The 23163-nt window shown below is 65.5% G+C and carries 30 protein-coding genes and 1 pseudogene; 8 read left to right on the top strand and 23 right to left on the bottom strand.

Annotated elements, in window-relative coordinates:
* The first annotated feature begins 25 nt into the window (after nucleotides 1–25).
* Nucleotides 26–868 carry a VanW family protein gene (locus tag AC19YX_RS05460; RefSeq protein WP_500605852.1) on the top strand — a complete coding sequence of 281 codons (843 nt, stop codon included), beginning with the start codon at nucleotides 26–28 and terminating at the stop codon, nucleotides 866–868.
* On the opposite strand, the gene AC19YX_RS05455 is transcribed toward AC19YX_RS05460, so the two are convergent.
* Complete coding sequence (locus AC19YX_RS05455; protein ID WP_500605851.1) at nucleotides 842–1390, bottom strand: YniB family protein; 549 nt, start codon at nucleotides 1388–1390, stop codon at nucleotides 842–844. The two genes, AC19YX_RS05460 and AC19YX_RS05455, sit on opposite strands and share 27 nt — an antisense overlap.
* Nucleotides 1391–1518: 128 nt before the next feature.
* Here AC19YX_RS05455 and AC19YX_RS05450 point away from each other — a divergent pair.
* Nucleotides 1519–1666, top strand: a pseudogene (locus AC19YX_RS05450) (VanW family protein); the annotation flags it as partial.
* A 12-nt stretch (nucleotides 1667–1678) separates the two neighbouring features.
* On the opposite strand, the gene AC19YX_RS05445 reads toward AC19YX_RS05450, so the two are convergent.
* The gene (locus AC19YX_RS05445; protein ID WP_421547307.1) at nucleotides 1679–2227 is read right to left on the bottom strand and encodes a YniB family protein; all 549 of its coding nucleotides are present in this window, start codon (nucleotides 2225–2227) and stop codon (nucleotides 1679–1681) included.
* A gap of 181 nt (nucleotides 2228–2408) precedes the next feature.
* Here AC19YX_RS05445 and AC19YX_RS05440 point away from each other — a divergent pair, with 181 nt between their 5' ends.
* The 4 genes from AC19YX_RS05440 (at nucleotide 2409) to AC19YX_RS05425 (ending at nucleotide 7377) form a co-directional block, all read left to right on the top strand.
* Nucleotides 2409–3077, top strand: coding sequence for an ABC transporter ATP-binding protein (locus tag AC19YX_RS05440; RefSeq protein ID WP_078473736.1), 669 nt, complete (start codon nucleotides 2409–2411; stop codon nucleotides 3075–3077).
* A 1-nt stretch (nucleotide 3078) separates the two neighbouring features.
* Complete coding sequence (locus tag AC19YX_RS05435; protein ID WP_500605850.1) at nucleotides 3079–5559, top strand: ABC transporter permease; 2481 nt, start codon at nucleotides 3079–3081, stop codon at nucleotides 5557–5559.
* Nucleotides 5549–6631 (top strand): lipocalin-like domain-containing protein, encoded by a 1083-nt coding sequence (locus tag AC19YX_RS05430; protein ID WP_500605849.1) that lies wholly within the window; start codon nucleotides 5549–5551, stop codon nucleotides 6629–6631. The genes AC19YX_RS05435 and AC19YX_RS05430 overlap by 11 nt, the downstream gene beginning before the upstream one ends.
* Nucleotides 6632–6792: 161 nt before the next feature.
* Nucleotides 6793–7377: a hypothetical protein gene (locus tag AC19YX_RS05425; RefSeq protein WP_078473715.1), complete on the top strand. Its 585-nt coding sequence runs from the start codon at nucleotides 6793–6795 to the stop codon at nucleotides 7375–7377.
* A 235-nt stretch (nucleotides 7378–7612) separates the two neighbouring features.
* Here AC19YX_RS05425 and AC19YX_RS05420 read toward each other — a convergent pair whose 3' ends face one another.
* From AC19YX_RS05420 to AC19YX_RS05335, 18 genes are all read right to left on the bottom strand, one after another.
* Nucleotides 7613–7924, bottom strand: coding sequence for a hypothetical protein (locus AC19YX_RS05420; RefSeq protein WP_500605848.1), 312 nt, complete (start codon nucleotides 7922–7924; stop codon nucleotides 7613–7615).
* Nucleotides 7921–8163, bottom strand: coding sequence for a hypothetical protein (locus AC19YX_RS05415; RefSeq protein WP_500605847.1), 243 nt, complete (start codon nucleotides 8161–8163; stop codon nucleotides 7921–7923). Before AC19YX_RS05415 ends, AC19YX_RS05420 begins: the two co-directional genes overlap by 4 nt.
* Nucleotides 8160–8609: an SMI1/KNR4 family protein gene (locus AC19YX_RS05410; protein ID WP_500605846.1), complete on the bottom strand. Its 450-nt coding sequence runs from the start codon at nucleotides 8607–8609 to the stop codon at nucleotides 8160–8162. Before AC19YX_RS05410 ends, AC19YX_RS05415 begins: the two co-directional genes overlap by 4 nt.
* Before the next feature lie 39 nt (nucleotides 8610–8648).
* The gene (locus tag AC19YX_RS05405; RefSeq protein WP_421547303.1) at nucleotides 8649–8999 is read right to left on the bottom strand and encodes a hypothetical protein; all 351 of its coding nucleotides are present in this window, start codon (nucleotides 8997–8999) and stop codon (nucleotides 8649–8651) included.
* 62 nt (nucleotides 9000–9061) lie between these two features.
* Complete coding sequence (locus AC19YX_RS05400) at nucleotides 9062–9508, bottom strand: SMI1/KNR4 family protein (protein WP_421547302.1); 447 nt, start codon at nucleotides 9506–9508, stop codon at nucleotides 9062–9064.
* Nucleotides 9505–9882, bottom strand: a complete 378-nt coding sequence (locus AC19YX_RS05395) for a hypothetical protein (RefSeq protein ID WP_500605845.1) — start codon at nucleotides 9880–9882, stop codon at nucleotides 9505–9507. The genes AC19YX_RS05400 and AC19YX_RS05395 overlap by 4 nt, the downstream gene beginning before the upstream one ends.
* Nucleotides 9879–10259, bottom strand: a complete 381-nt coding sequence (locus AC19YX_RS05390) for a hypothetical protein (protein WP_500605844.1) — start codon at nucleotides 10257–10259, stop codon at nucleotides 9879–9881. The genes AC19YX_RS05395 and AC19YX_RS05390 overlap by 4 nt, the downstream gene beginning before the upstream one ends.
* Entirely contained in the window at nucleotides 10256–10696 is a 441-nt protein-coding gene (locus AC19YX_RS05385; protein ID WP_421547299.1) for a hypothetical protein, read from the bottom strand. Before AC19YX_RS05385 ends, AC19YX_RS05390 begins: the two co-directional genes overlap by 4 nt.
* Nucleotides 10697–10841: 145 nt before the next feature.
* Entirely contained in the window at nucleotides 10842–11141 is a 300-nt protein-coding gene (locus AC19YX_RS05380) for a DUF3349 domain-containing protein (RefSeq protein WP_500605843.1), read from the bottom strand.
* 28 nt (nucleotides 11142–11169) lie between these two features.
* Complete coding sequence (locus AC19YX_RS05375; RefSeq protein ID WP_078473705.1) at nucleotides 11170–11508, bottom strand: DUF7668 domain-containing protein; 339 nt, start codon at nucleotides 11506–11508, stop codon at nucleotides 11170–11172.
* Nucleotides 11509–11662: 154 nt separating this feature from the next.
* The gene (locus AC19YX_RS05370; RefSeq protein ID WP_078473704.1) at nucleotides 11663–11953 is read right to left on the bottom strand and encodes an addiction module antidote protein; all 291 of its coding nucleotides are present in this window, start codon (nucleotides 11951–11953) and stop codon (nucleotides 11663–11665) included.
* Between the two features lies 1 nt (nucleotide 11954).
* On the bottom strand, nucleotides 11955–12248 hold the full coding sequence (locus tag AC19YX_RS05365; RefSeq protein ID WP_201130370.1) for a type II toxin-antitoxin system RelE/ParE family toxin: 294 nt from the start codon (nucleotides 12246–12248) through the stop codon (nucleotides 11955–11957).
* A gap of 173 nt (nucleotides 12249–12421) precedes the next feature.
* A complete protein-coding gene (locus tag AC19YX_RS05360; protein WP_500605842.1) occupies nucleotides 12422–12838 on the bottom strand; it encodes a GlcG/HbpS family heme-binding protein in 417 nt (138 codons plus the stop codon).
* Nucleotides 12839–12967: 129 nt separating this feature from the next.
* Complete coding sequence (locus tag AC19YX_RS05355; protein WP_078473701.1) at nucleotides 12968–13750, bottom strand: ABC transporter substrate-binding protein; 783 nt, start codon at nucleotides 13748–13750, stop codon at nucleotides 12968–12970.
* Nucleotides 13751–13900: 150 nt separating this feature from the next.
* Complete coding sequence (locus AC19YX_RS05350; RefSeq protein WP_078473700.1) at nucleotides 13901–14254, bottom strand: RidA family protein; 354 nt, start codon at nucleotides 14252–14254, stop codon at nucleotides 13901–13903.
* On the bottom strand, nucleotides 14251–15657 hold the full coding sequence (locus AC19YX_RS05345; RefSeq protein ID WP_421547297.1) for an FAD/NAD(P)-dependent oxidoreductase: 1407 nt from the start codon (nucleotides 15655–15657) through the stop codon (nucleotides 14251–14253). Before AC19YX_RS05345 ends, AC19YX_RS05350 begins: the two co-directional genes overlap by 4 nt.
* Nucleotides 15647–15979 (bottom strand): (2Fe-2S)-binding protein, encoded by a 333-nt coding sequence (locus AC19YX_RS05340; RefSeq protein WP_421547296.1) that lies wholly within the window; start codon nucleotides 15977–15979, stop codon nucleotides 15647–15649. The genes AC19YX_RS05345 and AC19YX_RS05340 overlap by 11 nt, the downstream gene beginning before the upstream one ends.
* Nucleotides 15969–17093, bottom strand: a complete 1125-nt coding sequence (locus AC19YX_RS05335; protein ID WP_500605841.1) for an NAD(P)/FAD-dependent oxidoreductase — start codon at nucleotides 17091–17093, stop codon at nucleotides 15969–15971. Before AC19YX_RS05335 ends, AC19YX_RS05340 begins: the two co-directional genes overlap by 11 nt.
* 157 nt (nucleotides 17094–17250) lie before the next feature.
* Between AC19YX_RS05335 and AC19YX_RS05330 the strand changes: the two genes are divergently transcribed.
* Both AC19YX_RS05330 and AC19YX_RS05325 read left to right on the top strand, forming a co-directional pair.
* Nucleotides 17251–18159, top strand: a complete 909-nt coding sequence (locus tag AC19YX_RS05330; protein ID WP_500605840.1) for a LysR substrate-binding domain-containing protein — start codon at nucleotides 17251–17253, stop codon at nucleotides 18157–18159.
* 117 nt (nucleotides 18160–18276) lie between these two features.
* Nucleotides 18277–18954, top strand: a complete 678-nt coding sequence (locus AC19YX_RS05325; RefSeq protein ID WP_500605839.1) for an SMI1/KNR4 family protein — start codon at nucleotides 18277–18279, stop codon at nucleotides 18952–18954.
* Between the two features lie 68 nt (nucleotides 18955–19022).
* On the opposite strand, the gene hglS is transcribed toward AC19YX_RS05325, so the two are convergent.
* The 3 genes from hglS to AC19YX_RS05310 form a co-directional block, all read right to left on the bottom strand.
* Nucleotides 19023–20417, bottom strand: coding sequence for a 2-oxoadipate dioxygenase/decarboxylase HglS (gene hglS, locus AC19YX_RS05320; RefSeq protein ID WP_500605838.1), 1395 nt, complete (start codon nucleotides 20415–20417; stop codon nucleotides 19023–19025).
* Nucleotides 20418–20596: 179 nt separating this feature from the next.
* Entirely contained in the window at nucleotides 20597–21538 is a 942-nt protein-coding gene (locus tag AC19YX_RS05315) for an alpha/beta fold hydrolase (protein WP_500605837.1), read from the bottom strand.
* A 25-nt stretch (nucleotides 21539–21563) separates the two neighbouring features.
* A complete protein-coding gene (locus AC19YX_RS05310; RefSeq protein WP_500605836.1) occupies nucleotides 21564–23018 on the bottom strand; it encodes a flavin-containing monooxygenase in 1455 nt (484 codons plus the stop codon).
* Nucleotides 23019–23163: the final 145 nt, after the last annotated feature.

Raw genomic sequence — 23163 nt, 5'->3', positions numbered from 1 at the left:
ACGGACGAAGGCTGCGGGCCAATCGATGAAACCCCTGTCGCTGTATCACCCGCTCCTGTACTGGCTACGGGTCCGGCAAAAACGCCTGGTGCGGCACCTGGCCTGGCGCTTTGGCCGCCGGCGTTATGCGCGTCCCGAGGCGGGCAGCGAGCGCCTGGCGTACCGCTATATCAAGCACACCTCGAAACTGATCCGCAAACTGGGCGACTCCGACCTGGCCCTGCAGCACAACAAGGTGATCAACCTGCGGCTGGCGGTGGCCAGTATCGATGGGGTGCGCATTCCCCCGGGCGAGTACTTTTCGTTTTGCCGCCTGGTCGGTCGCCCAAGCCGCGAGCGGGGGTTTGTCGAAGGCATGGAGCTGTCGTTCGGCGAGGCGCGCAGCGGCATCGGTGGTGGCATCTGCCAGTTGAGCAACCTGATTCACTGGATGGCGATCCACTCGCCGCTGGTGGTGGTCGAGCGTTCCAACCACAGCTTCGACCCCTTTCCCGACGAGGGCCGGGTGCTGCCATTCGGTTCGGGGGCGGCGATCTTCTACAACTACATCGACCTGGTGCTGCATAACCCGAGCACAAGCACCTTCCAGCTCAAGTTGAAGGTCGGCGAGTCTCAGCTCGAAGGCGAACTGCTGTGCGAGCAGCCGCGGGATTTCAATTACCACATCTTCCAGCGCGGCCATCGCTTCACTCGCGAAGGCAGCCGGGTGCTGCGTGAGAACGAGATCTGGCGCGATGTGCTGACCAAGGGCCAGAACCCGCAGCTGGAGCGCCGGGAGTTGCTGTACCGCAACCGGGTCGTGGTCAAGTACCCGGTGGCGGACGAGCTGCTGGACCCGCCGCTAAAGGACCCGCAGCGTCCACAGTAGGCCGAGGAAGACCACCGCGATGCCCAGGGGCAGCACGTACAGCAGGCGCGCCTGGGAAAAGAACGAAGGCACGTCGCCGATCAGGGTCGAGTCCTCTAACTGCTGGCGGGTCATCACCGGCACGCCGTCCTGCGCCGGGGCGCTGAGCTGGGCCTCGATATGGGGTTCGACGGCCGCCACTTTGCGCATCAGTGCCCGGCCCGAGGCGAACAGTGCGGCACCGACGAAGATCAGCAGGTAAATCACCAGGTATTTCCAGTGCTGCGAACTGTGGAGCCGAATGAAATCCGGGACCGGGCTGTTACTCCAGAACCAGTCCAGGGGCCGGGTGTTTTCGTAGAGCCAGTACATGAAGTTCTTGATCGGCCGGTTGATGGTGCCGGCCATGGCGGTGTAGTCGTCCAGGCGCCACTTGAACATCTGCAGGGTGGAAAACACGGTGGAGATCAAGGCGCCGGTGAACATCAGTGCACCTACGCCGATGAACAGCCGGTATTTCAATTGGGCGCGGGTGTAGTTCATGTGTGCTTCCTGCCATGAAGAAAAGGGGCGCAATACTATATTCCGCCGCGCCTGGCCGATAGGGGCGGCGCGGGTTGATGGGCGCTCAGGCATTGACTGCCTGGAGCGGCGAAGGTTTCAGCGCCACGCACACCTCGAAACTGATCCGGAAGCTGGGTGACTCCGAGCTGGCCCTGACGCACAACAAGGTGATCAACCTGCGGCTGGCGCTGGCCAGTAGCGATGGGGCGCATTGCCCCGGGCGAGTACGTTTCGTTCTGCCGGCTGGTCGGTCGCCAGCGTCGGGCATCAGATGATGCCCAGCATCCACAGTAGGCCCAGGTAGACCGCCGCGGCGCCCAGCGGCCAGACCACAAGCAGGCGGACCTGGCTGAAGAACGACGGCGCCTTGTCCACCAGGGTCGAGTCTTCCAGCTGTTGCAGGGTCTTGGCCGGTACGCCTTCCTCCACCGGGGCCTTGAGCTGGGCTTCGATCAGCGGCTCGACTGCTTCGACCTTGCGCATCATTCCCCGGCCCGTAGCGAACAGCGCCGCGCCGACGAAGATCAGCAGGTAGATCAGCAAAAATTTCCAGTGGGACGGGTAGCTCAGGTCGATGAAGCTGGGTGTCGGGCTGTTGTCCCAGAACCAGTTCAGCGCCTGGGTGTTGTCGTTGACCAGGTACACGAAGTACTTGATCGGGCGATTGATAGTCGAGGCCATGGTGGTGTAGCTGTCCAGGCGCCAATAGAGCATTTTCAGGGTCGAGAAAAAGGTCGAGATCAAAGCACCGGTAAACAACAGTGCGCCTGCGGCGATGTACAGCCGGTACTGCAATTGGACCCTGGTGTAGGTCATGGATGCTTCCTGCAATGAAAAAAGGGCTGCAATACTATATTCCGCCGCGCCAGGCCGATAGGGGCGGCGCGGGTTGATGGGCGCTCAGGCATTGACTGCCTGGAGCGGCGAAGGTTTCAACCGGCCTCGGGCGCTGCACGCGCTATCCTTGGGCCTCATCTTCGGTCGGACGATTCAGCCCATGCTCGATGTACAAGGCGTGTTCAAGAGTTACGCCACGCCCCAGGGGCCGTTGGCGGTGCTGCAGGGTGTCGACTTGCAACTGGGGCAGGGCGGCAGCCTGGCGCTGATGGGTGAGTCGGGCAGCGGCAAGAGCACCTTGCTGCACCTGGTGGCGGGGCTGGATCAGGTTGATCGCGGCAGCATTCGCGTTGGCGGGCAGCCGCTGGAGCACATGAACGAACACCAGCTGGCCAACTGGCGACGCACGGAAGTGGGCCTGGTGTTCCAGCAGTTCAACCTGATCGGCAGCCTGCGGGTTGACGACAACCTGGCGTTCCAGGCGCGCCTGGCCGGGCGTTTCGATCCGCGCTGGCAGGCGCAATTGGTGGAGCGCCTGGGCCTGGGCGAGTTGCTGCGGCGCTACCCGGAGCAGTTGTCCGGTGGCCAGCAGCAACGGGTCGCCCTCGGCCGCGCGCTGGCGTCCAGGCCTGGCCTGCTGCTGGCCGACGAACCCACCGGCAGCCTCGACGAAGCCACCAGCGACGAAGTGCTGCAGCTGTTGCTCGACCTGCTGGCCGACAGCCCCACCAGCCTGCTGATGGTTACCCACAGCCAGCGGGTCGCGAGCCGCCTGGGGCAGATTGTGCTGTTGCACGGCGGACGCCTGGCCGACCCGGACGGGCACTGAGATGGGGGTCTTCAGAGGCGCCCTGGGCGCGTTGCTCAGCCATTGGCGCCGGCACCCGGTGCAGTTCTTCAGTGTGGTGACTGGTTTGTGGCTGGCCACCAGCCTGCTGACCGGAGTCCTGGCGCTCAACAGCCAGGCCCGTGACAGCTACGCCCGGGCCAGCCAACTGATCGGCGGCGAGCCCCAGGCCAGCCTGGGCACGGCCAGCGCCGGCAACTTTACTCAAGCCTGGTTCGTCAGCCTGCGCCGTGCCGGTTGGCCGGTATCGCCCGTGCTGCAAGGGCGCATTACGCTCAAGGAACATCCGCAGGTGCGCCTGCAATTGATGGGGATCGAGCCGCTGTCGCTGCCGGCCGGGGCCGCGGTGGCCGGCAAGGCCCTGGACCTGCGGCAGATCGTCGACTTCTTCGGCCCGCCCGGGCGCACCTGGGTCGCGCCGCAGACCCTGGCTGCCCTGGGTTATCACGAGGGCCAGCAGCCGCAGACGGCGGATGGCCAGGTGCTGCCGCCGTTGCACAGCCAGGCCGACATGGCCCCGGGCATGCTGTTGCTGGATATCGGTTTTGCCCAGGCCTTGCTGGGCCAGCCGGGGCAAGTCTCACGGCTGCTGTTGCCCCGGGACTTCGCCGCCCATGCGCCGCCGTTGCCCGCCGAGCTGGCCGGGCAGTTGCGGCTCAAGCAGGGCGCCGATGAGAGCGACTTGTCGCGCCTGACCGAAAGCTTTCACCTCAACCTCAATGCCCTGGGCTTTCTGTCGTTTGTGGTCGGGCTGTTTATCGTCCACGCCGCCATCGGCCTGGCCCTGGAGCAGCGCCGCAGCCTGCTGCGAACCTTGCGTGCCTGCGGTGTCAGCGCGCGGATGCTGATCTTCTGCCTGGCGGTGGAGCTGGGCGGCCTGGCGCTGCTGGGCGGGATTGCCGGGGTGGCCAGCGGTTACCTGCTGGCGGGGTGGTTGCTGCCGGATGTTGCTGCCAGCCTGCGCGGGCTGTACGGCGCCGAGGTGGCGGGGCAATTGAACCTGAGCCCCGGGTGGTGGCTGAGCGGCATCGGCCTGAGCCTGTTGGGGGCCTTGCTTGCCGGCGGCAACAGCCTGCTGCGTGCCGCGCGCCTGCCGCTGCTGGCCCTGGCCAACCCCCAGGCCTGGCATCAGGCCCACGCCCGCTGGCTACGGCGCCAGGGCCGGGTCGCCGCCCTGGCGTTGGCCGTGGCGGGCGCGGCCTGGTGGCTGGGCGACAGCCTGAGCAGCGGCTTTGTACTGATGGCGGCCTTGCTGCTGGGGGCGGCCCTGGGATTGCCGGTGCTGCTCGATGCCTTGCTCGGCGGCCTGCTGGGGCGCAGTCGCTCGGTACTGGGGCAGTGGTTTGTCGCCGATTGCCGTCAGCAACTGCCGGCACTGAGCCTGGCGTTGATGGCGCTGCTGCTGGCCCTGGCGGCCAATATCGGCGCCGGCAGCATGACGTCGGGTTTTCGCGAGACCTTCACTGACTGGCTCGAACAGCGCCTGACCGCCGAGCTGTACCTCAACCCCCAAAGCCCGGCCCAGGCCCGGGAGCTGCAACAGTGGCTGCCCGCGCAGCCGGAAGTGACAGCGCTGCTGCCCAGCTGGCTGGTGCCGTTGCAAGTGCAGGGCTGGCCGGCGGAGCTGTACGGGGTCATCGACCATCCAACCTACCGCCAGCACTGGCCGCTGCTGGAAGCCCTGGGCGAGCAGCCCTGGGACCAGTTGGCCCGGGACGACAGCCTGATGCTCAGCGAACAGCTGGCGCGTCGGCTCAAGGTGCGCGTCGGCGACCGCTTGCCGATCCCGGTGCCCGGAGGCCAATGGGCGCCGCAGGTGGTGGGGATCTACGCCGACTACGGCAACCCCAAGGGCCATATCCTGGTCAACGCCGGGCACCTGTTGCAGCACTGGCCGCAACTGACGCCGAGCCGTTTCAACCTGAGGATCGAGCCGTCGGCCATCGGCCCCCTGGTCAGCCGCTTGCACCAGCAGTTTGCCCTCGACGACAGCCGGATCATCGATCAGGTGCAACTCAAGGGCTGGTCGAGCCAGGTCTTCGAGCGCACCTTCGCCGCCACGGCAGCCCTCAACAGCCTGACCCTGGGGGTGGCCGGCGTGGCGCTGTTTATCAGCCTGCTGACCCAGAGCCAGAGCCGCCTGGGCCAGTTGGCGCCGCTGTGGGCCCTGGGCGTGACCCGGCGCCAACTGATGCTGCTCAACCTGGGCCAGACCTGGCTGCTGGCGGTGCTGACCCTGGTCCTGGCACTGCCCCTGGGCATCGCCCTGGCCTGGTGCCTGGACACCGTGATCAACGTCCAGGCCTTCGGCTGGCGCCTGCCGTTGCGGGTGTTCCCATGGCAGTTGCTGCAACTGCTGGGGCTGGCGCTGCTGGCCACCTTGCTGGCGTCGGCCTGGCCGCTGTTCACGCTTTACCGCACGCAACCCGTGGACCTGCTGAGGACGTTTGCCGATGAGCATTGATCGGGCATGCCGCCTGTTGCTGGTGTTGAGCCTGTGCCTGGGCGGTTGTGATCAGCCCGCTGCACCGCAACAGGGCTTCGCCGGGCTGGGCAACCAGGCGGCCGACTTCGCCCAGGTGGTGCCGGGCCGCACGTTCGGGTTTCCCGCCGATCACGGCGCCCATGAGGGGTTTCGCATCGAATGGTGGTACCTCACCGCCGATCTGGTGGACCCTCAAGGCCAGCACTTCGGCGTGCAATGGACGCTGTTTCGCAGCGCCTTGCGGCCTGGCCCCGAGCAGCCCGGCTGGGGCGCGCCGTTGGTGTGGCTGGGCCACGCGGCGGCTACATCGGCCGACGCCCATCACGCCGCCGAGCGCTTGGCCCGGGGCGGGGTGGGCCAGGCCGGGGTCAGTGCCCAGCCGTTCCAGGCCTGGATCGACGACTGGAGCCTGCGCAGCCTCACGCCCGTCGGCGATCCCCTGGCCCACCTGCAGGTGCAGGCCAGCGGGCCGGGCTTTGCCTACCAATTGCAACTGCACGCCAGCCAGCCGCCGGTGTTGCAGGGCGAGGGCGGCTACAGCCGCAAGTCGGAACAGGGCCAGGCCTCCTATTACTACAGCCAGCCGTTTTTCCAGGCGGCGGGCAGCTTGCAGATCGATGGTAAGACCTATCAGGTCAGCGGCCCGGCCTGGCTCGACCGCGAGTGGAGCAGCCAGCCACTGGCGGCCGGGCAGAGCGGTTGGGACTGGTTCTCGTTGCACCTGGACAGTGGCGAGCGGCTGATGCTGTTTCGGGTTCGGGAGAACGATCGGGAGCCGTACCTGACCGGCACCTGGATCAGCGCCGATGGCCGCACCCAGACCTTGCACAAGGATGATATCGAACTGCTGCCCCTGGACCTGACCCGGGTCGCCGGCCGCGACTTGCCAACCCGCTGGCAGCTGAAAATCCGCTCCAGGGGCCTGGATATCAGCACCCAGGCACTGAATCCCAAGGCCTGGATGAACCTGAGCATTCCTTACTGGGAGGGACCGGTACGCCTCAGTGGCAGCCATGGCGGCAGCGGTTACCTGGAAATGACCGGCTACTGAGGTCGCGGCAAAATCGGGCGCCGGGTGTGGCGTGCAGTGGGCGGCCGGGATGACGAGCTGGCGGGCGCACTCGCCAGCAGCGTCTATGCTCATGCCCCACGCCTGATCGAACACCTCGATTGGCGGTCGGTTTTGTTTTCAACCACAAGGAATGTTGCCCTATGAAACTGCACACTTTAACCAAGGCCATTGCCCTGGCCACTCTGCTGTCAGCCGCCAGCCTCAGTGCCCATGCGGCGGATATCCCGCTGGCTGGCGCGGTGGAAGCCGATGAGGTGGTGACCAAGGTCCTGTCCGTGGACGCGGCCAAGCACCAGGTGGTTCTGGAAGGCGCAGGCGGCAAGCCGGTGCATGTGCAACTCAGTGACCAGGCCAAGGACCTGGGCAACCTCAAGGTGGGCGATCAGGTCAAGGTCCTGGTCACCCATTCGGTGGTCGCCGTGCTCGACACCCAGGTGGATAAAGGCGCGCCGGATGCCAGCGAAAGCAGCGGGGTGATCCGTGCCACCAAGGACAACCCCAATCCGGGTGGCGAGGCCTATCGCCAGGTCCAGGTGCAGCTGAAAATCACCGCCATCGACCTGAAGAAAAACCAACTGACATTCGAAGGCCCGGCCGGCAATAAAAAGGTCGTGAGCGTCGAGAAGCCGGAAGTCCAGGCCCGCCTCAAGGATCTCAAGGTCGGCCAGAGCGTGGTGGTGACTTACACCGACGTGCTCAAGGTCACCAGCGAGCATGAAAGCTGATCGAGGTTTGTCGCCGCACCCGGTTCGGTTTGAGGCGCAATGGGTGTCTCAAATCGAACATTCAGCGCGGTGATTGTGTGCAGATTTGTTCAGAATCTGTGCACGGACTTTCTTCGGACGTTCGATTAAAATAGCCCCCGTTCGCCCGGTGCAAAGGCTCTTTACCAGTGCATGGATTGCCGAGGCCAAAGCACTGGGCGAACACCTTTTTTTCGACGCGATGCAAGGCAGGGCTTCAGCACTTCAAGGTCTGCAACGGACCGAGCTTCCGGCTCAACGCTGCTGCGAATTGCGCCTCGTCCGCAAACTGTTCGGTCTCGATAAAATCCAGAAACCACAGCCCCTCGGCCCCGGCCAATACCTCCAGCCAGCCGGGCTTGCGGATCTGTTCCTGGGGAATCGTGCTGCCGCCCATGCCATGACCTTTACCCTCGCTCAGCATGAACAGGCGCTGCTCAAAGCAGTAGGCAACCTGTTTGGGCCACTCGGCGTGATGGGGGTACTGGGGAAACAGGTCTTTTTCGGCGATCACGTAAAAGGTTCTCATGGGCAGGCCACCATCGGCGCGACATCACCCTTGAGGCAGCGCTCGAGGAAGGCACGGGCCGCCTGCGGATCACGCTGGAACAGCTCGAAGGACGCCGCGTCCAGCTCGAAGTAATGATCGAACTCCACCAGGCTGCGGCCCGGGCGTATCGGGGTGGACATATAGGTCCGGCCCGACTCCTGCTCGATACCGAGGCAAAACTGCTCGGTGCGGTTGATGAATACGTCGTGGTACGTCATGTGCGCTCCTGATAGTTGACGCAATGGGCCAGCAGGAATTGCAGGAAGTCGGCCGGGGCGAAGCTGCTCCAGCGCTCATCGTCGTGCCGGTAGATCGACACCCGGGGCAGGCAGCGACCGTCCCTGATTGCAAAACCGTACAGGTCACCGCAACCGTTATCGGAGAACAGCACATGTTGGCCGCGCAGGGCAGCGTATTGCTGGTTGAGCTGGACCAGGTTCAAGCTACTGGCCGGGTCCAGCGAGTAGACCGTGCCCAGGGCAAAGAAGCCGCCGCCATGGCGGCTGATGAACCTGAGGTAGTCGTCGGGCAACAGGCAGTTCAATTGCTGCTGGGCATGCTGGATCTGGCTGGCGTTCGGCGGTTGGTCCGTCTCCAGTTCGAACCAGATCGGCTGCCGTTGGCGCGCATCGTCGATCAGGCGCTCAAAGATTTCAAAGTCCATGCTGCACACCCGGTGATGGGGCAGGGAGATGCCTGCGATTCATGAGTACTGGCCCTCGCAGCTGTCCAGCAGGTTGCCCAGGCATTCCTCGTCGAGGGTGACGTTGTCCAGTTGCTGCGGGTCCAGCTCGCTCCAGTCTTGTTCGGCGCTGATTTCATGGATGGTCAGGGGGATTTCCCGGGCCTGGAAAAACGCCAGGATCGCACGCAACGTGGCCGCTTGTTGCACATGCTCGTTGCTGTAGACCTGCCCGTCGTAGAAGAACCCGGTTGCGCCCGCCGCCAGTTTGGCGCTGGCCATGGACAGTGGCAGGCCCAGGCGTTGGTGAAGGAACTTGGTGGCTTCGAGGTTTTTCAGCGGCAGGGTTGAGGCAATTCTGATTCTGGACATGGTCTGGTTCGCTGAGCCCGTAGTAGAGAGTGGGAGGTGCCAGGTGTGGACGCTCGATGGCGTCACAGTCGCAGGTTCACGTAGTCCTGGAAAAACAGCGAGAAGCTCGGGTTGAGCACGCGCTCGATCTTGCGCTGGAACAGGCTGTAACTCAGCACCCGGCCCTGGCCCTGGTCACTGCAATCCACGGCCCAGCAGACTTCGTCGTCACGCAGGTAGATGACGGCCAGGTGTTCGGGCAAGCCGAATTCGCTGCGGCAATAGGTGGTGGCGTAGAGCAGGCTGCCGCCATTGCAGAGTGTCGCGTCGTTGTCTTCAATGCCGGCGATTTCCGATTGCACCACGCCTCCGCCGCCGCAGGTCAGCAGGAACGCCACCAGGTCGGCAGGCAGTTGCAGTTTCAGCAGGCCTTGCAGGCGCTGTATCTGCTCCGCGCTGGCGGGGCCGAACCAGAAGGTTTCCTCGTCGCCGGCGTCCAGGGCGTCGATCAGGGGCTGATAGTCAGTCATGGTTGTGCGCTCGATGGAGGGCCTGGTTGCGGTTGCGGTGCCCGGTCGTACCGACAGTCGTCGGCGATGATGCTCAGCACCGGGCGGCCGCTCCAGGCGCAGATAAAACTGTAGCTGTCAGGGGCCGATGACAACTCCCCCGGGTCCACCTGGGCCAGCAATTGCGACAGAGGAGCGCGGCTCAATTCGGCTATCTCCGTGCCTTCGGCGCCGAGGCTCTGGTAGGCCACCAGCCCGGTGAAGGACAGCACCCAGGGCTGTTGCTGCCAATCGATAAACTCGACGCGCAACAGCCCCGGGCTGCTGCCGAGGTGTTGGATGCTGCCGTCGGCGACACAGAACGGGGTGTCCGGGCCTGGTGTTGACGGGGTCACAGTGCAACACCCTGCAACGTGACATCGCGCGCGACCAGTTCGACCCACCCGGTGCGAGCCTCCGGGTTCGGTGCCAGGGAAATCAGCACAATCGAGCCGCCAACGTTGAGCGCCCCGGTGCCGTCGGCCTCGATGGCGATCAGCTCGGCGCGCAGGTGCAGGGCATCATCCTGGACGCGCAGCTGGCAGTCGTGGTGGGTACTGGGTTTGAGGTTTTCCCCCCAGTGGAATGCATCGTCGAGGTCGAGCTCGACCTCCAGCCAGGCGTCGAGCGCCGGCCGCGGCCCTGACCAGTTGGCCTGGCCCGTGCCGTGGGCGCTGAGGAAGCTGACCCGGGCCGGGTCCGAGGGCTTGCATTGCAACAGACGAACCTTCATTGGCGCGGCTTTACTGCATCGAAGGTTTCACCGGTTACCGTCAGCACATCGCCGTTGAGCTCGGAGGTGAACAGGTTGTTGATCACCAGTTCCAGGCAGCCCTCATTGTAGGGAAACAGATGCTCCAGCAATTCCTGCCACAGGTACTCGCGGATCAGCCAGGCCGCCACGTCTGGCCAGCGCTCGGCCAGGGTCTGTAGGTCCGGGTAGCCCAGAACCTGTATTTCGGGGATGTCGACGGTGCCGTATTGCTGGTCATCGATCGGGCATTCGGCGATGAAGATATCGGCCAGGGCAAAGAACGCCGGGCGCAATTCATCCAGGGTCACGCTGAAGCTGAAGGCCTTGGTAGGGCGGTCGACTTTCTGCGAAAAACCCGGCTCGCGTTGAGTGATTGTCCGTGGGTCGACCACGTTGCCTGCTGATAGGACGATCATGCCGTTCCCTGTTGATGTGAATGAACGCTTCCTTGTGCCAGCGACCCGGGCAGAAGGGGCGCTGCCGGGGGATTTTTACACAGTAAGTGCTTGCCGATCAGCTGCTTATTTTTCCGGGGGCGGTTTTTGTTCGGGCCCTAGCTGTTCAGTGCCCATCGGGCCGCTCGCCATGGCTCTGCTCGGCGCTGTAAAGGCTGCTGAGTCCCAGGGCTTCGAGGTGCTGCTGCACCCGCTTCACGTTTGCGGCATCGGGTTTGTCGGTGCCGTGGACGCGGTAAATATCGTTGAGCACCCGATCCGGATCCCTGGCACTGAGCGTGGCGATCAGTTCGGCCAGATTGCGGTCGGAAAAGTGTTCGTAGAGCAACGCCAGCAAGGGCCGGTAGTCCGCTTCGGGCAGTCCCTGCGGGTAGGCGATCTGCAGCATCTTCAAGCTGGTTGGCATGGGGCAGGTCCTCACCTGGAGCGATGGTTCAAAGCACGTGCAGGTCAAGCATCTGCAGCTGTGGGCGGTCGCCTTCGAACAGCACTTGCAGCGACAGGGTCAGGTCGCTCAAACCTTCCTCGGCGGTCCACAGCGGTACGTCCAGGTGCAGGCCCGACCCATCCTGATAGGCGTAGCGCTCGATGCTGTCGATAAAGGCGGGGGGCGGAGCCACCAGCGTGGCGCCGTATTCGTGCAGGCACAGTTGCACGTCGTCCTGGCGCAGCCGGCCGAGCCAGCCTTCAGCGCAAAGGGTGGCGTAGTCCGCTGTCACCAGTGCATTGACCAGCTCGCGGATTTGCTGTTGCAGAGGGGGATCGACGTCCATTGTCCAGGGCCTTTCAAGTGAGGGCGAAGCCTGTCGCGGTGCGGTGCTTTTTACAAGCCGGCGCACTGGTTTTTTTGCGACCTGCCGGGGTTGTTCGCCGCGATGCCTGCGCCAGGGCGACAGGCTGCCGGGTATTCAGGGCCGCCTGCCGGCTTCAGCCGTGGGTCACTTGGGTACGCAGTTGAATTCCCAGGGCGCGCATGACCTTGACCACGGTGTCGAAGCGCGGCTTGGCGCCGGGGGCGAAGGTTTTATAGAGGCTGGCGCGGCCCAGGCCCGAGTCGCGGGAAACCTGGGCCATGCCCCGTGCACGGGCGACGTGGCCCAGGGCGCGCAGCAGTTCATCGGTGTCGCCGTCGGCCAGGACCTGGGACAGGTACTCGCTGATGGCCTCGTCGCTGTCGAGCAGGGTTGCCATGTCGAAGGGAACAAGTGTGCCAGCCATATTAAAACTCCTTTGCCAGGGCGCGGGCCTTGTGGATGTCGGCTGCTTGGGTCGCCTTGTCGCCACCGTGCAGCAGAATGATCAGCCAGGTGCCACGCCGAATGAAATAAATGCGGTAGCCGGCGCCGATATCGACGCGCATTTCACCGAGTTCGCCGCCCAGCGCCTTGACGTCGCCGAGGTTGCCCGCCGCCGCGCGCTCGAGGCGCCGTGCGATGGCGATCCTGGCCCGCAGATCGCGAAGTGAGGCATGCCAGCGCGCAAAACCGGGCGTCTGCTGGAGCGTGTAATCCATGGCTGAGTGTATCCATATAGAGACAAAAAACAATGCCGTCATGAAGCCATCCGACTGGCGGCTCACAACGAATGCCTGGCTATAAGGTAAGCAGCGAAGGGTGCGGGGAGGGCGGCATTTTTCGTATCGGAATGTTCGGTGCATACCCCCGGCCAGAGCCAGGGGCGCGAGCTTCAGCCTTGTACGGCGTCCAGCGCGGCGACAACCAGGCGCGCCAGTTCCGCGTCCTGCTCGGGCCTGACGCCGGAAACGCCGATCGCGCCGATGCATTGCCCCAGGTGCAGGATCGGCACCCCGCCTTCAAGCATGCCTTGCAGCAGCGGTGCGCTGAGAAATGCCTGGCGACCGCCGTTGATCATCTGTTCATAGGCCCCGCTGTCGCGGCGGCCGAGGGCGGCGGTGCGGGCTTTTTCCGTGGCGATGTAGGCGCTGATGGGCGCCGCGTCGTCGAGCCGCAGCAGGCCCAGGGGATGGCCGCCGTCATCGACCACGGCAATGCTCACGGCCCAGCCGCGTTCACGGGCGGCGTGCTCGGCCGCAAGTAGCATCTGGGTGACGTCGGGCTGGGACAGGACCGGTTTGTTGCGCATGCTGTTTCCTCTATCGAGCGCCACTGGCCAGGCGCGTGTCACGCGCCCGGCCAGCTTCGTGGGGTTTAGGTCTGGCACGTTCACCGTTGCCGGCTAGCGGGCCGCAACGGCGTCCGCCAGGGGGAGGGCTTACTCGCCGTAGATATCGAAGTTGAAGTACTTCTTGCGGATCTGCTCATAGCTGCCGTCGGCCCGTATTGCCGCCAGGGCCTGGTTCAGTTCGGCGCTCAGCGGGTCGTTCTTGCGCACCGCGATGCCGATGCCAGTGCCGAAGTACTGCGGGTCGGTGAAGCTGGGCCCGACAAAGTGATAGTCGCCGCCTTCGGGCCGTTTGAGCAGGCCTTCTTCGACGGCCACCGAACTGGCCAGGGTGGCGTCGACGCGGCCGGCCAGCAGGTCGAGGTAGATTTCGTTCTGCGAGCCGTAGCGCACGATCTGCGCACCGGCCGGCTCGAAGGTGGCCGAGGCGTAGCGGTCGAAGTTGGTGGCGCGCTGCACGCCGATGCGCTTGCCGGCCAGGGACGCTGGAATGGCCTCGATGCCGTTGCCCTTGCGGGTCACCAGCTTGGCTGGGATGCGGTAGTAGCGGTCGCTGAAGTCCACCGATTTGAGGCGCTCGGGGGTGATCGACACCGAAGAAATCGCCGCGTCGATCTTGCGCACCTTGAGCGCCGGGATCAGGCCGTCGAATTCCAGTTCCTGCCACTGGCAGGTGACCTGCATCTTGGCGCACAGGGCCTGGCCGATGTCGTAGTCGAAACCTTCCAGGCGGTTGTCGCTGGTCTTGTAGGCAAACGGCGGGTAAGCCGCCTCGATGCCCACGCGCAGGGTTTTCTCGGCGGCCTGGGTGCTGGCGCCGAAACTGGCGAGGCTGGCCAGGCCAAGGACGGTGAGGGTTTTTTTCAGGTTCATACAAAGCTCCGGATGCGTGTTGTTGTACATCGGGCACTCGCCAATGCAAGGCGCCCGTTATCGGCAGTCGCAATGAGAACGCAGGGTCGGGCGGCTCGCAGGTGGCTGCCCTGACCGGTTGCCCGCGTGTGCGGGCGGCTTGCCTGAGCCTCAGACGGCGGCGGTGACGATCAGCTCGAGGCGGATCTCGGCGTCGTCGAAAGCCACCTGGGCCGTGGCTCGGGCCGGGGTTTGCGTGGGGTCGACCCAGGCGCTCCACAGCGCATTCATGGCGTCGAAATCGGCGGTCATGTCTTTCATCCAGATCTGCACACTGAGCAGGCGGCTCTTGTCAGTGCCGGCCTCGGCCAGCAACTGGTCGACACGCTCCAGCACCTGGCGGGTCTGGCCCTGGATGTCCTGGCTGCAATCGGCGGCGACGATGCCGCTGAGCCAGGCCACCTGGTTGTGCACCACCACGCGGCTTAGCCGTGGGTTGCTTTGGATACGCTGGATAGAGGTCATGGGTGCTCCTGGGAACGGTCGAGGCAGGCTTCACCTGCGAGTTGGGTGAGGGTGATGGGTTTGAGTGGCGGGCGGATGCGGTAGTAGCCGACGGCGGCCGGGGAAACCTGGCGCCGCTCGGCGATCACTTCGCTGACGCTGAGGCCGCACAGGCGGCCCTGGCAGGGGCCCATGCCGCAGCGGCCGAAAGCCTTGGCCTGGTTCGGCCCGAGGCAGCCCAGGTCGACGTAGTGGCGCAGGTCGCCGGCGCTGACTTCTTCGCAGCGGCAGACGATGACGTCGTCGGCGGGGATGCGGTTCTGCTGCTGCGGGCGGTACAGGGCGTCGATCAGCGGACGGGCCGCCAGGTGCCGGGCCAGGGCGCGGCGCAGCGCTGGCAGTTGGGCATTGATCTGCGCGGCAGCATGGGGCTGCAACTGACGGGCGATTCCCAGGGCCGCTATCCGCCCCTGTTCCCGTGCGGCCAGGGCGCCGCCGATGGCCGCGGCATCGCCGGCGATAAACACGCCGGGCTGACTGGTTTCTCCAAACGGGTCGCGATGCACGGTCCAGCACAGTTGTTGTTCGTCCCACTGGTGCTCCAGGCGCAGCGACCAACTGATCTGGGTGTTGGGCACCACGCCCTGATGCAACAGGATCAATTGCGCCGGGAGCCGATGTTCATCCCCGCCGCAGCGAAAGCGCAGGGCCCGGGCCTGGTCTTGGCCTTCGATCTGCAAGTCGCGCGCGCCCCGGAAATGGCGGATCCCGGCACGCCGCAGTTGCCTCAGCAGGCCCAGGCCCTTGCGCAGTTCGCGCCAGCCGCCGAGGGCCGCCGGGATCTGGCGCCAGGCGCGCAGCAGGTCGGCGTGGCTGCTGGTGTCCACTAGGGCCGCGACCTGGACTCCGGCCCGCAGGTATTGCGCCGCCAGCAGGTACAGCAGCGGGCCACAGCCGGCCAGCAGCACCGGCACCGCCGGCAGCAGCGCAGCACCCTTGAGCAGGATCTGCCCAGCGCCGGCGTTCATCACCCCGGGCAGGGTCCAGCCGGGAATCGGCAGGGCGCGTTCGTAGGCCCCGCAGGCAATCAGCAGGCGCCGTGGGTGAAGGGTTCGCGCCTGGCCCTGGTGGAGAAAATGCACTTGCTGTTGCGGGCTCACCAGCCACACCGAGGCCTGGGGGATATAGCGCGCGCCGCAGGCCAGGAAGCGCTCGACCAGGGCCAGCCCGGCCTGGTAGTCGGCACCCAGCACGGCCAGGCGCTGAGGGTCGGCGAGGCGCACATCACGGTAGATCTGCCCGCCGGGGCTGGCCTGTTCGTCGAGCACCGTCACGCTCAAGCCCAGGCCGCAGGCCTCGATAGCAGCCGCCATGCCGGCGGGGCCGGCGCCGATGATCAGCAGGTCCACAGGTTCAGGCTTCATCGTCGGCCCCCTCGGTAGTCGACACTGCACGCACCCCGTGCTGGCTGCGCACACGCATGCCTTCGCGCACCGGCAGCAGGCAGGCCTGGCAACTGGCTTGGCCGTCGACCTCCACCAGGCACTCAAAGCACACCCCCATCATGCAAAACGGCGCCCGCGGGCTGGCACTGACCACGCTGCTGCGGGTGCTGCGCACGCCACTGGCGAGCAGCGCCGCCGCCAGGGAAACACCGGCCGGCACCCGCAGGGGTTGGCCGTCGAATTCGATGGTCAGGGTCGGGTTGCTGGCGGACATGGGTTGAAACAGGCGATCAGCCGGCATGCTGCACCTCGCTGGCAGATTGAAAGCGCGCCAGGCCAAAAGGCTGCACGTCGGGAAGTTGGCCCTGGCCGCTGAGCCACGGCGCCAGCAACAGGGCGTGGGCCGCGGCCAGGGTGACGCCGCTGTGGCAACTGGCGACAAACACCTGCGGGCACTCGGGCAGCGTCTGGTAAATCGGCAGGCCATCCGGGCTCAGGACCCGCAGCGCACCCCAGGCCCGAACCAGGCGCACATCGGCCAGTAAGGGGAAGCAGCGCACGCCGCGCTGGGCGATGTCGGCCATCACCTCGGCGCTGCCCCGGTCGTCGTAGCCCACGGCTTCCATGGAGTCGCCGAGCTGCACCGTGCCTTCGTCGGTCTGGCGCACATAGGTGGTGGGGTAGTGCAAAAAGGGCGCGAGGCGCTCGGTGACCAGGATCTGCCCGCGATTGGGCTGCACCGGTACCTCGACGCCGAGCAGGGCGCCCAGCGAACGGTTGCCCAGGCCGGCGGCCAGCACCAGTTGCCCGGCCTGCCAGCGCTGGTCGCCAGCGCGCACTTCAAGGCCATCACCGACCTGGCGGATGGCGTCGACCCGATGGCCGTTGTCGATCTGCACTCCATGGCGGCGGCAGCCGGCATACAGCGCTCGCAGCAATTTCAGCGGGTTGACCTGGCCATCCATCGGCGAATAGCAGGCCCCGACCACATCCGGACCGACGCCGGGCAGGCGTTTGCGCAGCTCGCCCGGGCTCAGCAGTTCAAAGGGGTAGTCGCCGTCCTGGGCTTGCTGCAGCCAGGCCAGACGCTGGCTTTCCTCGGCCATTTCCGCCTCGGACAGGCACAGCTGGAACCCCCCGGCCTGTTGCAGGCAGACATCCACGCCGCTGTCCTCGCGCAGGTACGCCGCCAGTTGCGGCCACAGCGCCACCGACTGCCGGGTCCACTGGGCATAGGCGCTTTTGCGATAGCCCTTGCCCTGCACCCACAGCAGGCCGAAGTTGCCACGGGCCGCGCGCAGGGCACTGTCGCCCTCGTCCAGCACGCGCACCTGGCGCCCGCTGCGGGCCATGCCGTAGGCGATCGCTAGGCCCACGAGGCCGCCGCCGATTATCAGTGCATCAGGTTTTTGCATGGGTGGGTCCAGTTCCAGGCCGGTCAGGCGTTATCCCGATAAATCGGGTGCAGGCTGAGGCGGTTGAGGCATGGCTGGGATGCTAGGGGGCTGATGCAGCGATGAAAAATGCTTTATTTTGCGCAGGTCATGTCTTTTTGTTATGGGGTGCGGTGGGATGAATTTGCGTCAGCTGGAAGCCTTTCGTGCGGTGATTCTCGGCCAGACCGTGACCCGCGCCGCCGAGATGCTGCATATCTCCCAGCCCGCCGCGACGCGTTTGATCAGCGCGCTGGAGGAAGACATCGGCTTTGCCCTGTTCGAGCGTCTCAAGGGGCGCCTGCAGCCGACGCCCGAGGCCCTGGTGCTGTATGAGGAGGTGCAGCGCTCATTACTCGGCGTCGAGCGCATTGCCCGCACCGCCCAGGAAATTCGCACCCTCAAGCGCGGCTCGTTGCAGATCGCCTGCGCCCCGGCCATGGGCCTGGGATTCATGCCGCGGGCCATCACCGCCTTCCAGCGTGAACACCCCGAGGTGCAGATCAGCCTGGTGGTGCACTCCTCGCGTGAGGTGGTCGACCTGGTGGTCGGCGGGCGCTGCGACCTGGGGGTGATCGTCGAGCCCAACACCTACCCCAGCCCGCGCGCGGAGAAACTGCTGAAATCGCGCATGCTCTGCGCCTTGCCGGTGGGGCATCGCCTGGAACCGCAGGCGCTGATCGTGCCCGAGGACCTGGAGGGCGAGGCGTTTGTTTCCTACCCCCATGCCATCGCCTCGCGCCAGCACGTCGACGCGATCTTTGCCGCCCATGGCGTGCAGCGCCACTTGCGCCTGGAAACCCAGCTGTCGCTGCCCATGTGCCTGTTTGTCGAAGAGGGCGCCGGGGTGGCGCTGGTGGATGCCATCAGCGCCCTTGAATACCGCGGGCAGGGCGTGGTCTTCCGTGCCTTCGAGCCGGCCATCGAAATGGACTTCAGCCTGCTGCTGCCGCCCCAGGCGCCCCTGTCCCGATTGCAGGAGCGCTTTGTCGAGCACATGCGCGAGTTCGTCGCGACCCAGGTGCCGTCGGCGTATCGGGTGCAGTAGGGATCCGGGCGCGGCGAATTTCGCTGCCCAGGGTTCAACCGGAGCTGGCACATGCCCTAAGATGCGTCGGACTTTTTGCGCGGATGACCCCGCCGAACTTTGCAGAAGTGAATGCACATGAGCGATTTTGAACGGCTGGCCGAGACCGCAGGTATAGCCTTGCCAGCGGAGCTGCAGTGGCTGCTGGCCGAGGGACGGACCCGCTACGGCAATAGCCGTGAGGACTGGAGCAAGGGGTGGCGTGAGTACACCCTGTCGGCACAACCGGCGTTGTCCTGCGCCTACGACTTCGAGTGGATCGACGGGCAACAGGCCGGCGACGTTATCGAAGAATGGCTCAACCCGGCCTACCAGGACGGGCGGCGGTTCTTGCCGTTTGCCCAGTCCGGTGCCGGCGACGCGTACTGCCTGACTCCCCTGCAAGACGGGCAGGTCGGCGTCGCCCTGGTCTGGCATGACCGAGAGTCCAGCGAAGTGGAAAACCTGTCGTTTGCCGGGTTCGCCTACCGATTGCTGGTGGAGTCTGCTCAGGATATTGAGCATCTGCTTGACGACGACTGGGCGTTCGACGATGCCAGGCACTGCGTGATCGCCAACCTGCAGCTTATGGAAAACTGCCTGCCGGAGCCCTTCAAGGCCGGGCTCAAGCAACTGGTGGCGCAGGTGCAGCAAGCCCATGCAACCCCGCACGCGTTGATCACGGCAGAACAGGCGCGGGTTGCGCTGGCGGTTGTGCCCGAGCCTGTCGCGCAGCGGTTTTCAGTGACCGCCAGATGGGAGTGCGGGCAGGGTTGAAGCGGCGCTGAGGTCAGGATCCACCGACAACGTCAGTGCCATGGCGGTGGATCACGCGCCGCCTGTATTCACAACCCGGGCAGGCCCAAGGCACTCGCACACTGCTCCAGCGAGCGCTGCTGGGTCTGGGCGTAGAGCTGCAATTCATCGATGGTCGGCCGGCCCAGGGCCTGTTCGAAGGCCTGCTGGTTGGACTGGCCGGCGTAGTGACTTTGTGCGTCGTCGCCGAGGTTGGACTGGAAGATCCCGGCGGCGCTGACCGGCAGGAAGTCTTCATACACCAGAGGTTCGAAGCGCACGTGCCCGGCGGCAATCAGTGTGGCCAGGGTCGTGGGCCGCTGGGCCTGTTCGCGTGCGGCCAGGCCCTGTTCGGTGGCGAAATAGCGGAAGTACGCCAGGTCCTCTTCGCGCATGGCGTCGTGGCTGTCGGGGAAGGTTTCGAAGTGGTCGCGCATCAGGGCGTCGTAGCGATCGGCGTTGGACTCGTTGGGGAAGGCATTGAGCTGGTCGCGGGCGGCATTCAGCAGGCGGTCGTACAGGGCGCGGCCTTTGGGGGTGAGGGCCGCACCGCGTTGTTCGATTTCGCCGAAGCGTGCGCTGTGGCTGCCCTGGCTCTGTTCCTGGTCGGTGAAGGCCACGGTTTCCTCCAGGGCCTTGAAGCTGGTCTGGCGCAGCAGGATCGGGCAGTCCCGCCGTGGCGGGCCTTCGATCACGGCCTTGGGGGTGATGCCGTGGGCGGGCATCAGGCGTTGCACCTGGTCGATGTCCAGGGTACGTGGGGTCAGGTGGTTGATGTGCGGACCCTTGAACGCCACCACATCGGCGATCAGCCGGTGCTGGGCGCTCAGTTGCTGATACTGCGCGGCAGTCACGGTGGCGCTGTGGTGCCAGCGGAAGGTTTCCAGGGCCTGCTCGACGAACGCCTCGGCATCCGCCTGGTTCAGCCCGCCATCCGCTTCGCACTGGGCGATCAGGCTCAGGGCCCGGGCGGTGAAGATCGAGCGCCGGGCCAGGACCGATTCGGCAAAGGCGCGCAGTTCGGGGTTCTCGATCAGTTCCAGGCGCAGCAGCGAGGTGAAGACCCGGAACGGGCTGATGTGCAGCGCCGTTTCATGCACCGCGCGAAAGGCCGTGGAGTGCACCGGGACCCCGGCCGGGGTCAGGTCGTAATAGCCCACCGGCTGCATGCCCATGACCGCGAACAGGCGGCTCAGGGTCGCCAGTTCGGTCGCGGTGCCGACGCGGATGGCGCCGTGGCGCTCCAGGTCCAGGCGTTCGATTTCACCGGTCTGGCGCAGGTGCCGGGCCAGGTCGGGATGCTGTTCCAGGGTCTGGGCGTTGACCTCGGCCACCAGTTCCATCAGCGCGCCATACAGCGGCACTTCATCGCGGTACATGTCCGACATTGCCCGCGAAAAGCGTTGGCGGATCAGGTCAGGGCTGACGAAGCTCTGGTTGCTCATAAACAGGATTCCCGCTGCAGTGACATCAAGGGTGGAGTGGGGCCGATTCTGTTCGGCGTCGGGGGCGCTGACAAACGAAGTTTCCTCTGAACTTCATTCTGCAAATGAATGCACTGCCGTTCGGGCTCCGCGCGTCGGGCGCCGTGCCCGGGCGTCGCTGGCAAAGTGGGCTCGAGCGTTCAGCGGCTATTGCGCAGGGCTGCCTGTTGCAGGAACTGGCGGTACAGCCGGGCGCTGCGGTTAGGGCGCTCGACCATGGGCATATGGCCGATGCCTTGCCAGATCTCCACCTGCAACTGGGGGATGCCCCGGGCCCAGATCAGCGCGCTGCTGGCATGCAGCAGCCGGTCCTCGCGGCCCCAGAGCAGCAGGGTCGGGGCCTGGATCGAGCCCAGCAGGGGTTCCATGGGCGCACTGCCATGGAAGTCGTCGAAGATTTTCGCCAGCTGCGGGCGCCGCTGCCGGTAGCGTTCGGCGATGGCCGCCAGGACCACCTCCGGCACCCAGGGCGGATCGGCCATGGTCATGCCGTAGAAGGTGTCGAAGTCGGCGCGGGTGTCGATCAGGAACGGATTGCGGCCCGCCGCCAGCATGCGCTCCAGGTCGCTGGGCTCGGGCGCGCTGACGCCGGCGGGGTCGAACAGGGTCAGTGACGCTACCCGCTCCGGGCTGGTGGCCGCCAGCCACGCCGCGATATAGCCGCCCATGGAGTTACCGACCAGGTGCACCCGTGCCACCTGGCAGGCGTCGAGCAATTGCAGCAGGCGTCGGCCCTGGGCCGGGATGCTGTAGTCCTGGCTGGCGTCGAAACCGGTGGCGCCATGGCCGCCCAGGTCCGGGATCAGCACCCGGCAGTCTTTGCTGAAGTGCCGGGCAAAACGCAGCCAGATGCTTTTGTCGGCGCTGTAGCCGTGCAGCAGCAACAGGGTCTGGCTGGCGGTGCTCGGGCCGCCCATGTAAGTCGCCAGGGTCATGCCATCGATGGCCACCGGGTGTTTTTTCAACCGGTAGAGCCGGGCCTCCAGCGCGCTGCTGGCGTCATACAGCCAATGGCCGATGCGCGGGTAGGTGCGATAGCACCAGAACAGGCCAAGGGCGAGCAGGGCGACAATCACGAACATCGGGTGGCTCCTGTGCGGGCACGGGTCAGGACAGTTGATGGTCCACGGGCTTGAGGCCCCGGGTCAGCCAGTGGTAGCTGAAGCTGAAGCCGGGAAACAGCGCCGTCACATGCCCGCTGCTGCTGCGGTACCAGCTCTGGCAACCGCCGGATTGCCACACCGTGCGCTGCATCTCGCGGTGGATCATCGCGGTGTAGCGCGCCTCCGCTTCCGGGCGAGCTTCAATGGCCTGCAAGCCCTGGGTCTTGAGGGCCCGGATGCAGCTGAGAATGTAGCGGGTCTGGGATTCGATGATGAACAGCAGCGAGGTGTGGCCGATCCCGGTGTTGGGGCCGCAGAGGATAAACAGGTTGGGGAACCCCGGCACACAGGTGCCCAGGTAGGCGCGCGGGTAGGGCGCCCAGGCATCGCGCAACAACTGGCGGTCCTTGCCGCGCACCGGGTAGGCGATCATGCCGTCGGTGGTGTCGAAGCCGGTGCACCAGATGATCAGGTCCAGCTCCAGGTGCTGGCCGTCTCGGGTGTTGATGCCGCTGGCGTCGAGGCTCTGGATGCCTTGCTCGCGCCCGTGCAGGCTGACGTTGGCTCGCCCCAGCGCCGGGTACAGGGTGTTAGACAGGATCACCCGCTTGCAGCCGATGCTGTAGTCCGGCGTCAGTTGGCGGCGCAGTTGCGGGTCGGGCACCTGGCGTTTGAGCAGGCCCAGGGCCTGGCGCTGCACCAGGGCCATTGCCGGCCGTGAATACTTGAAGGCGATGATCCGGCTTTCCAGCTGCCAATAGATCAACCAGCGCAGCAGGGTGTAGGCCGGCTTGAACCCCAGCAGGCGCCGTTCCAAGGCACTGAAGTGCCGGTCAGGGCGCGGCAGCACCCAGTGCGCACTGCGCTGGAACACATGTAACTGGGCGACATCGGCGGCAATTGCCGGGATGATCTGCGCCGCGCTGGCGCCACTGCCGACAATCGCCACGCGCTTGCCACGGTAGTCGTAGTGGTGGTCCCACTGGTTGCTGTGGAACTGGTGGCCGGTGAAGTCGGCGAGGCCCTGGAGGGGCGGAATCAGGGGTTGGCTCAAGGGCCCCGAGGCGTTGATCACGAACTGCGCCTGGAATCGACCGCGGGCCTGGGTCTGGACGATCCAGCGTTGCTGCGCCGAGTCCCAGTCCATGGCCTCGACCTCGGCCCCGAGCAGCACCTTGTCCTGCAAGTCTTGCTGGTGCAGCAGATGCTGGGTATAGCGCTGCAATTCGTCCTGGGTGGCGTACATCTGGCTCCACCGGTAAGGCGCGAACGACAGGGAGTACAGGGGCGAGGGCACATCGACCGCGGCGCCGGGGTAGGTGTTCTGGCACCAGGTGCCGCCAGGGAAGTTGCGGCGCTCCAGCAGCAGGAAGTCATCTATTCCCGCCTTGAGCAGATTGACCGCTGCACACTGTCCGCCAAAACCGCTGCCGATGATCAGTACCTGATAGCTGTGCATGCGCCTCCTCCGGGGTACTTGGCAAGCGGGCGCAGAGTAATGTTATGTGCCCACCGTCAGTTATAGCCAAATATTCCCGCAATGCCGGGCCAGGGCGCTGTAAACAGGGGGGAAGGGGTAATGGCTATTTGACTCTTCGCTGGTA

The organism is Pseudomonas sp. MF09150 (genome assembly GCF_059862355.1).
Note: the sequence above shows the minus strand (reverse complement) of the source record. Positions and strands in the feature narration are given on the sequence as shown.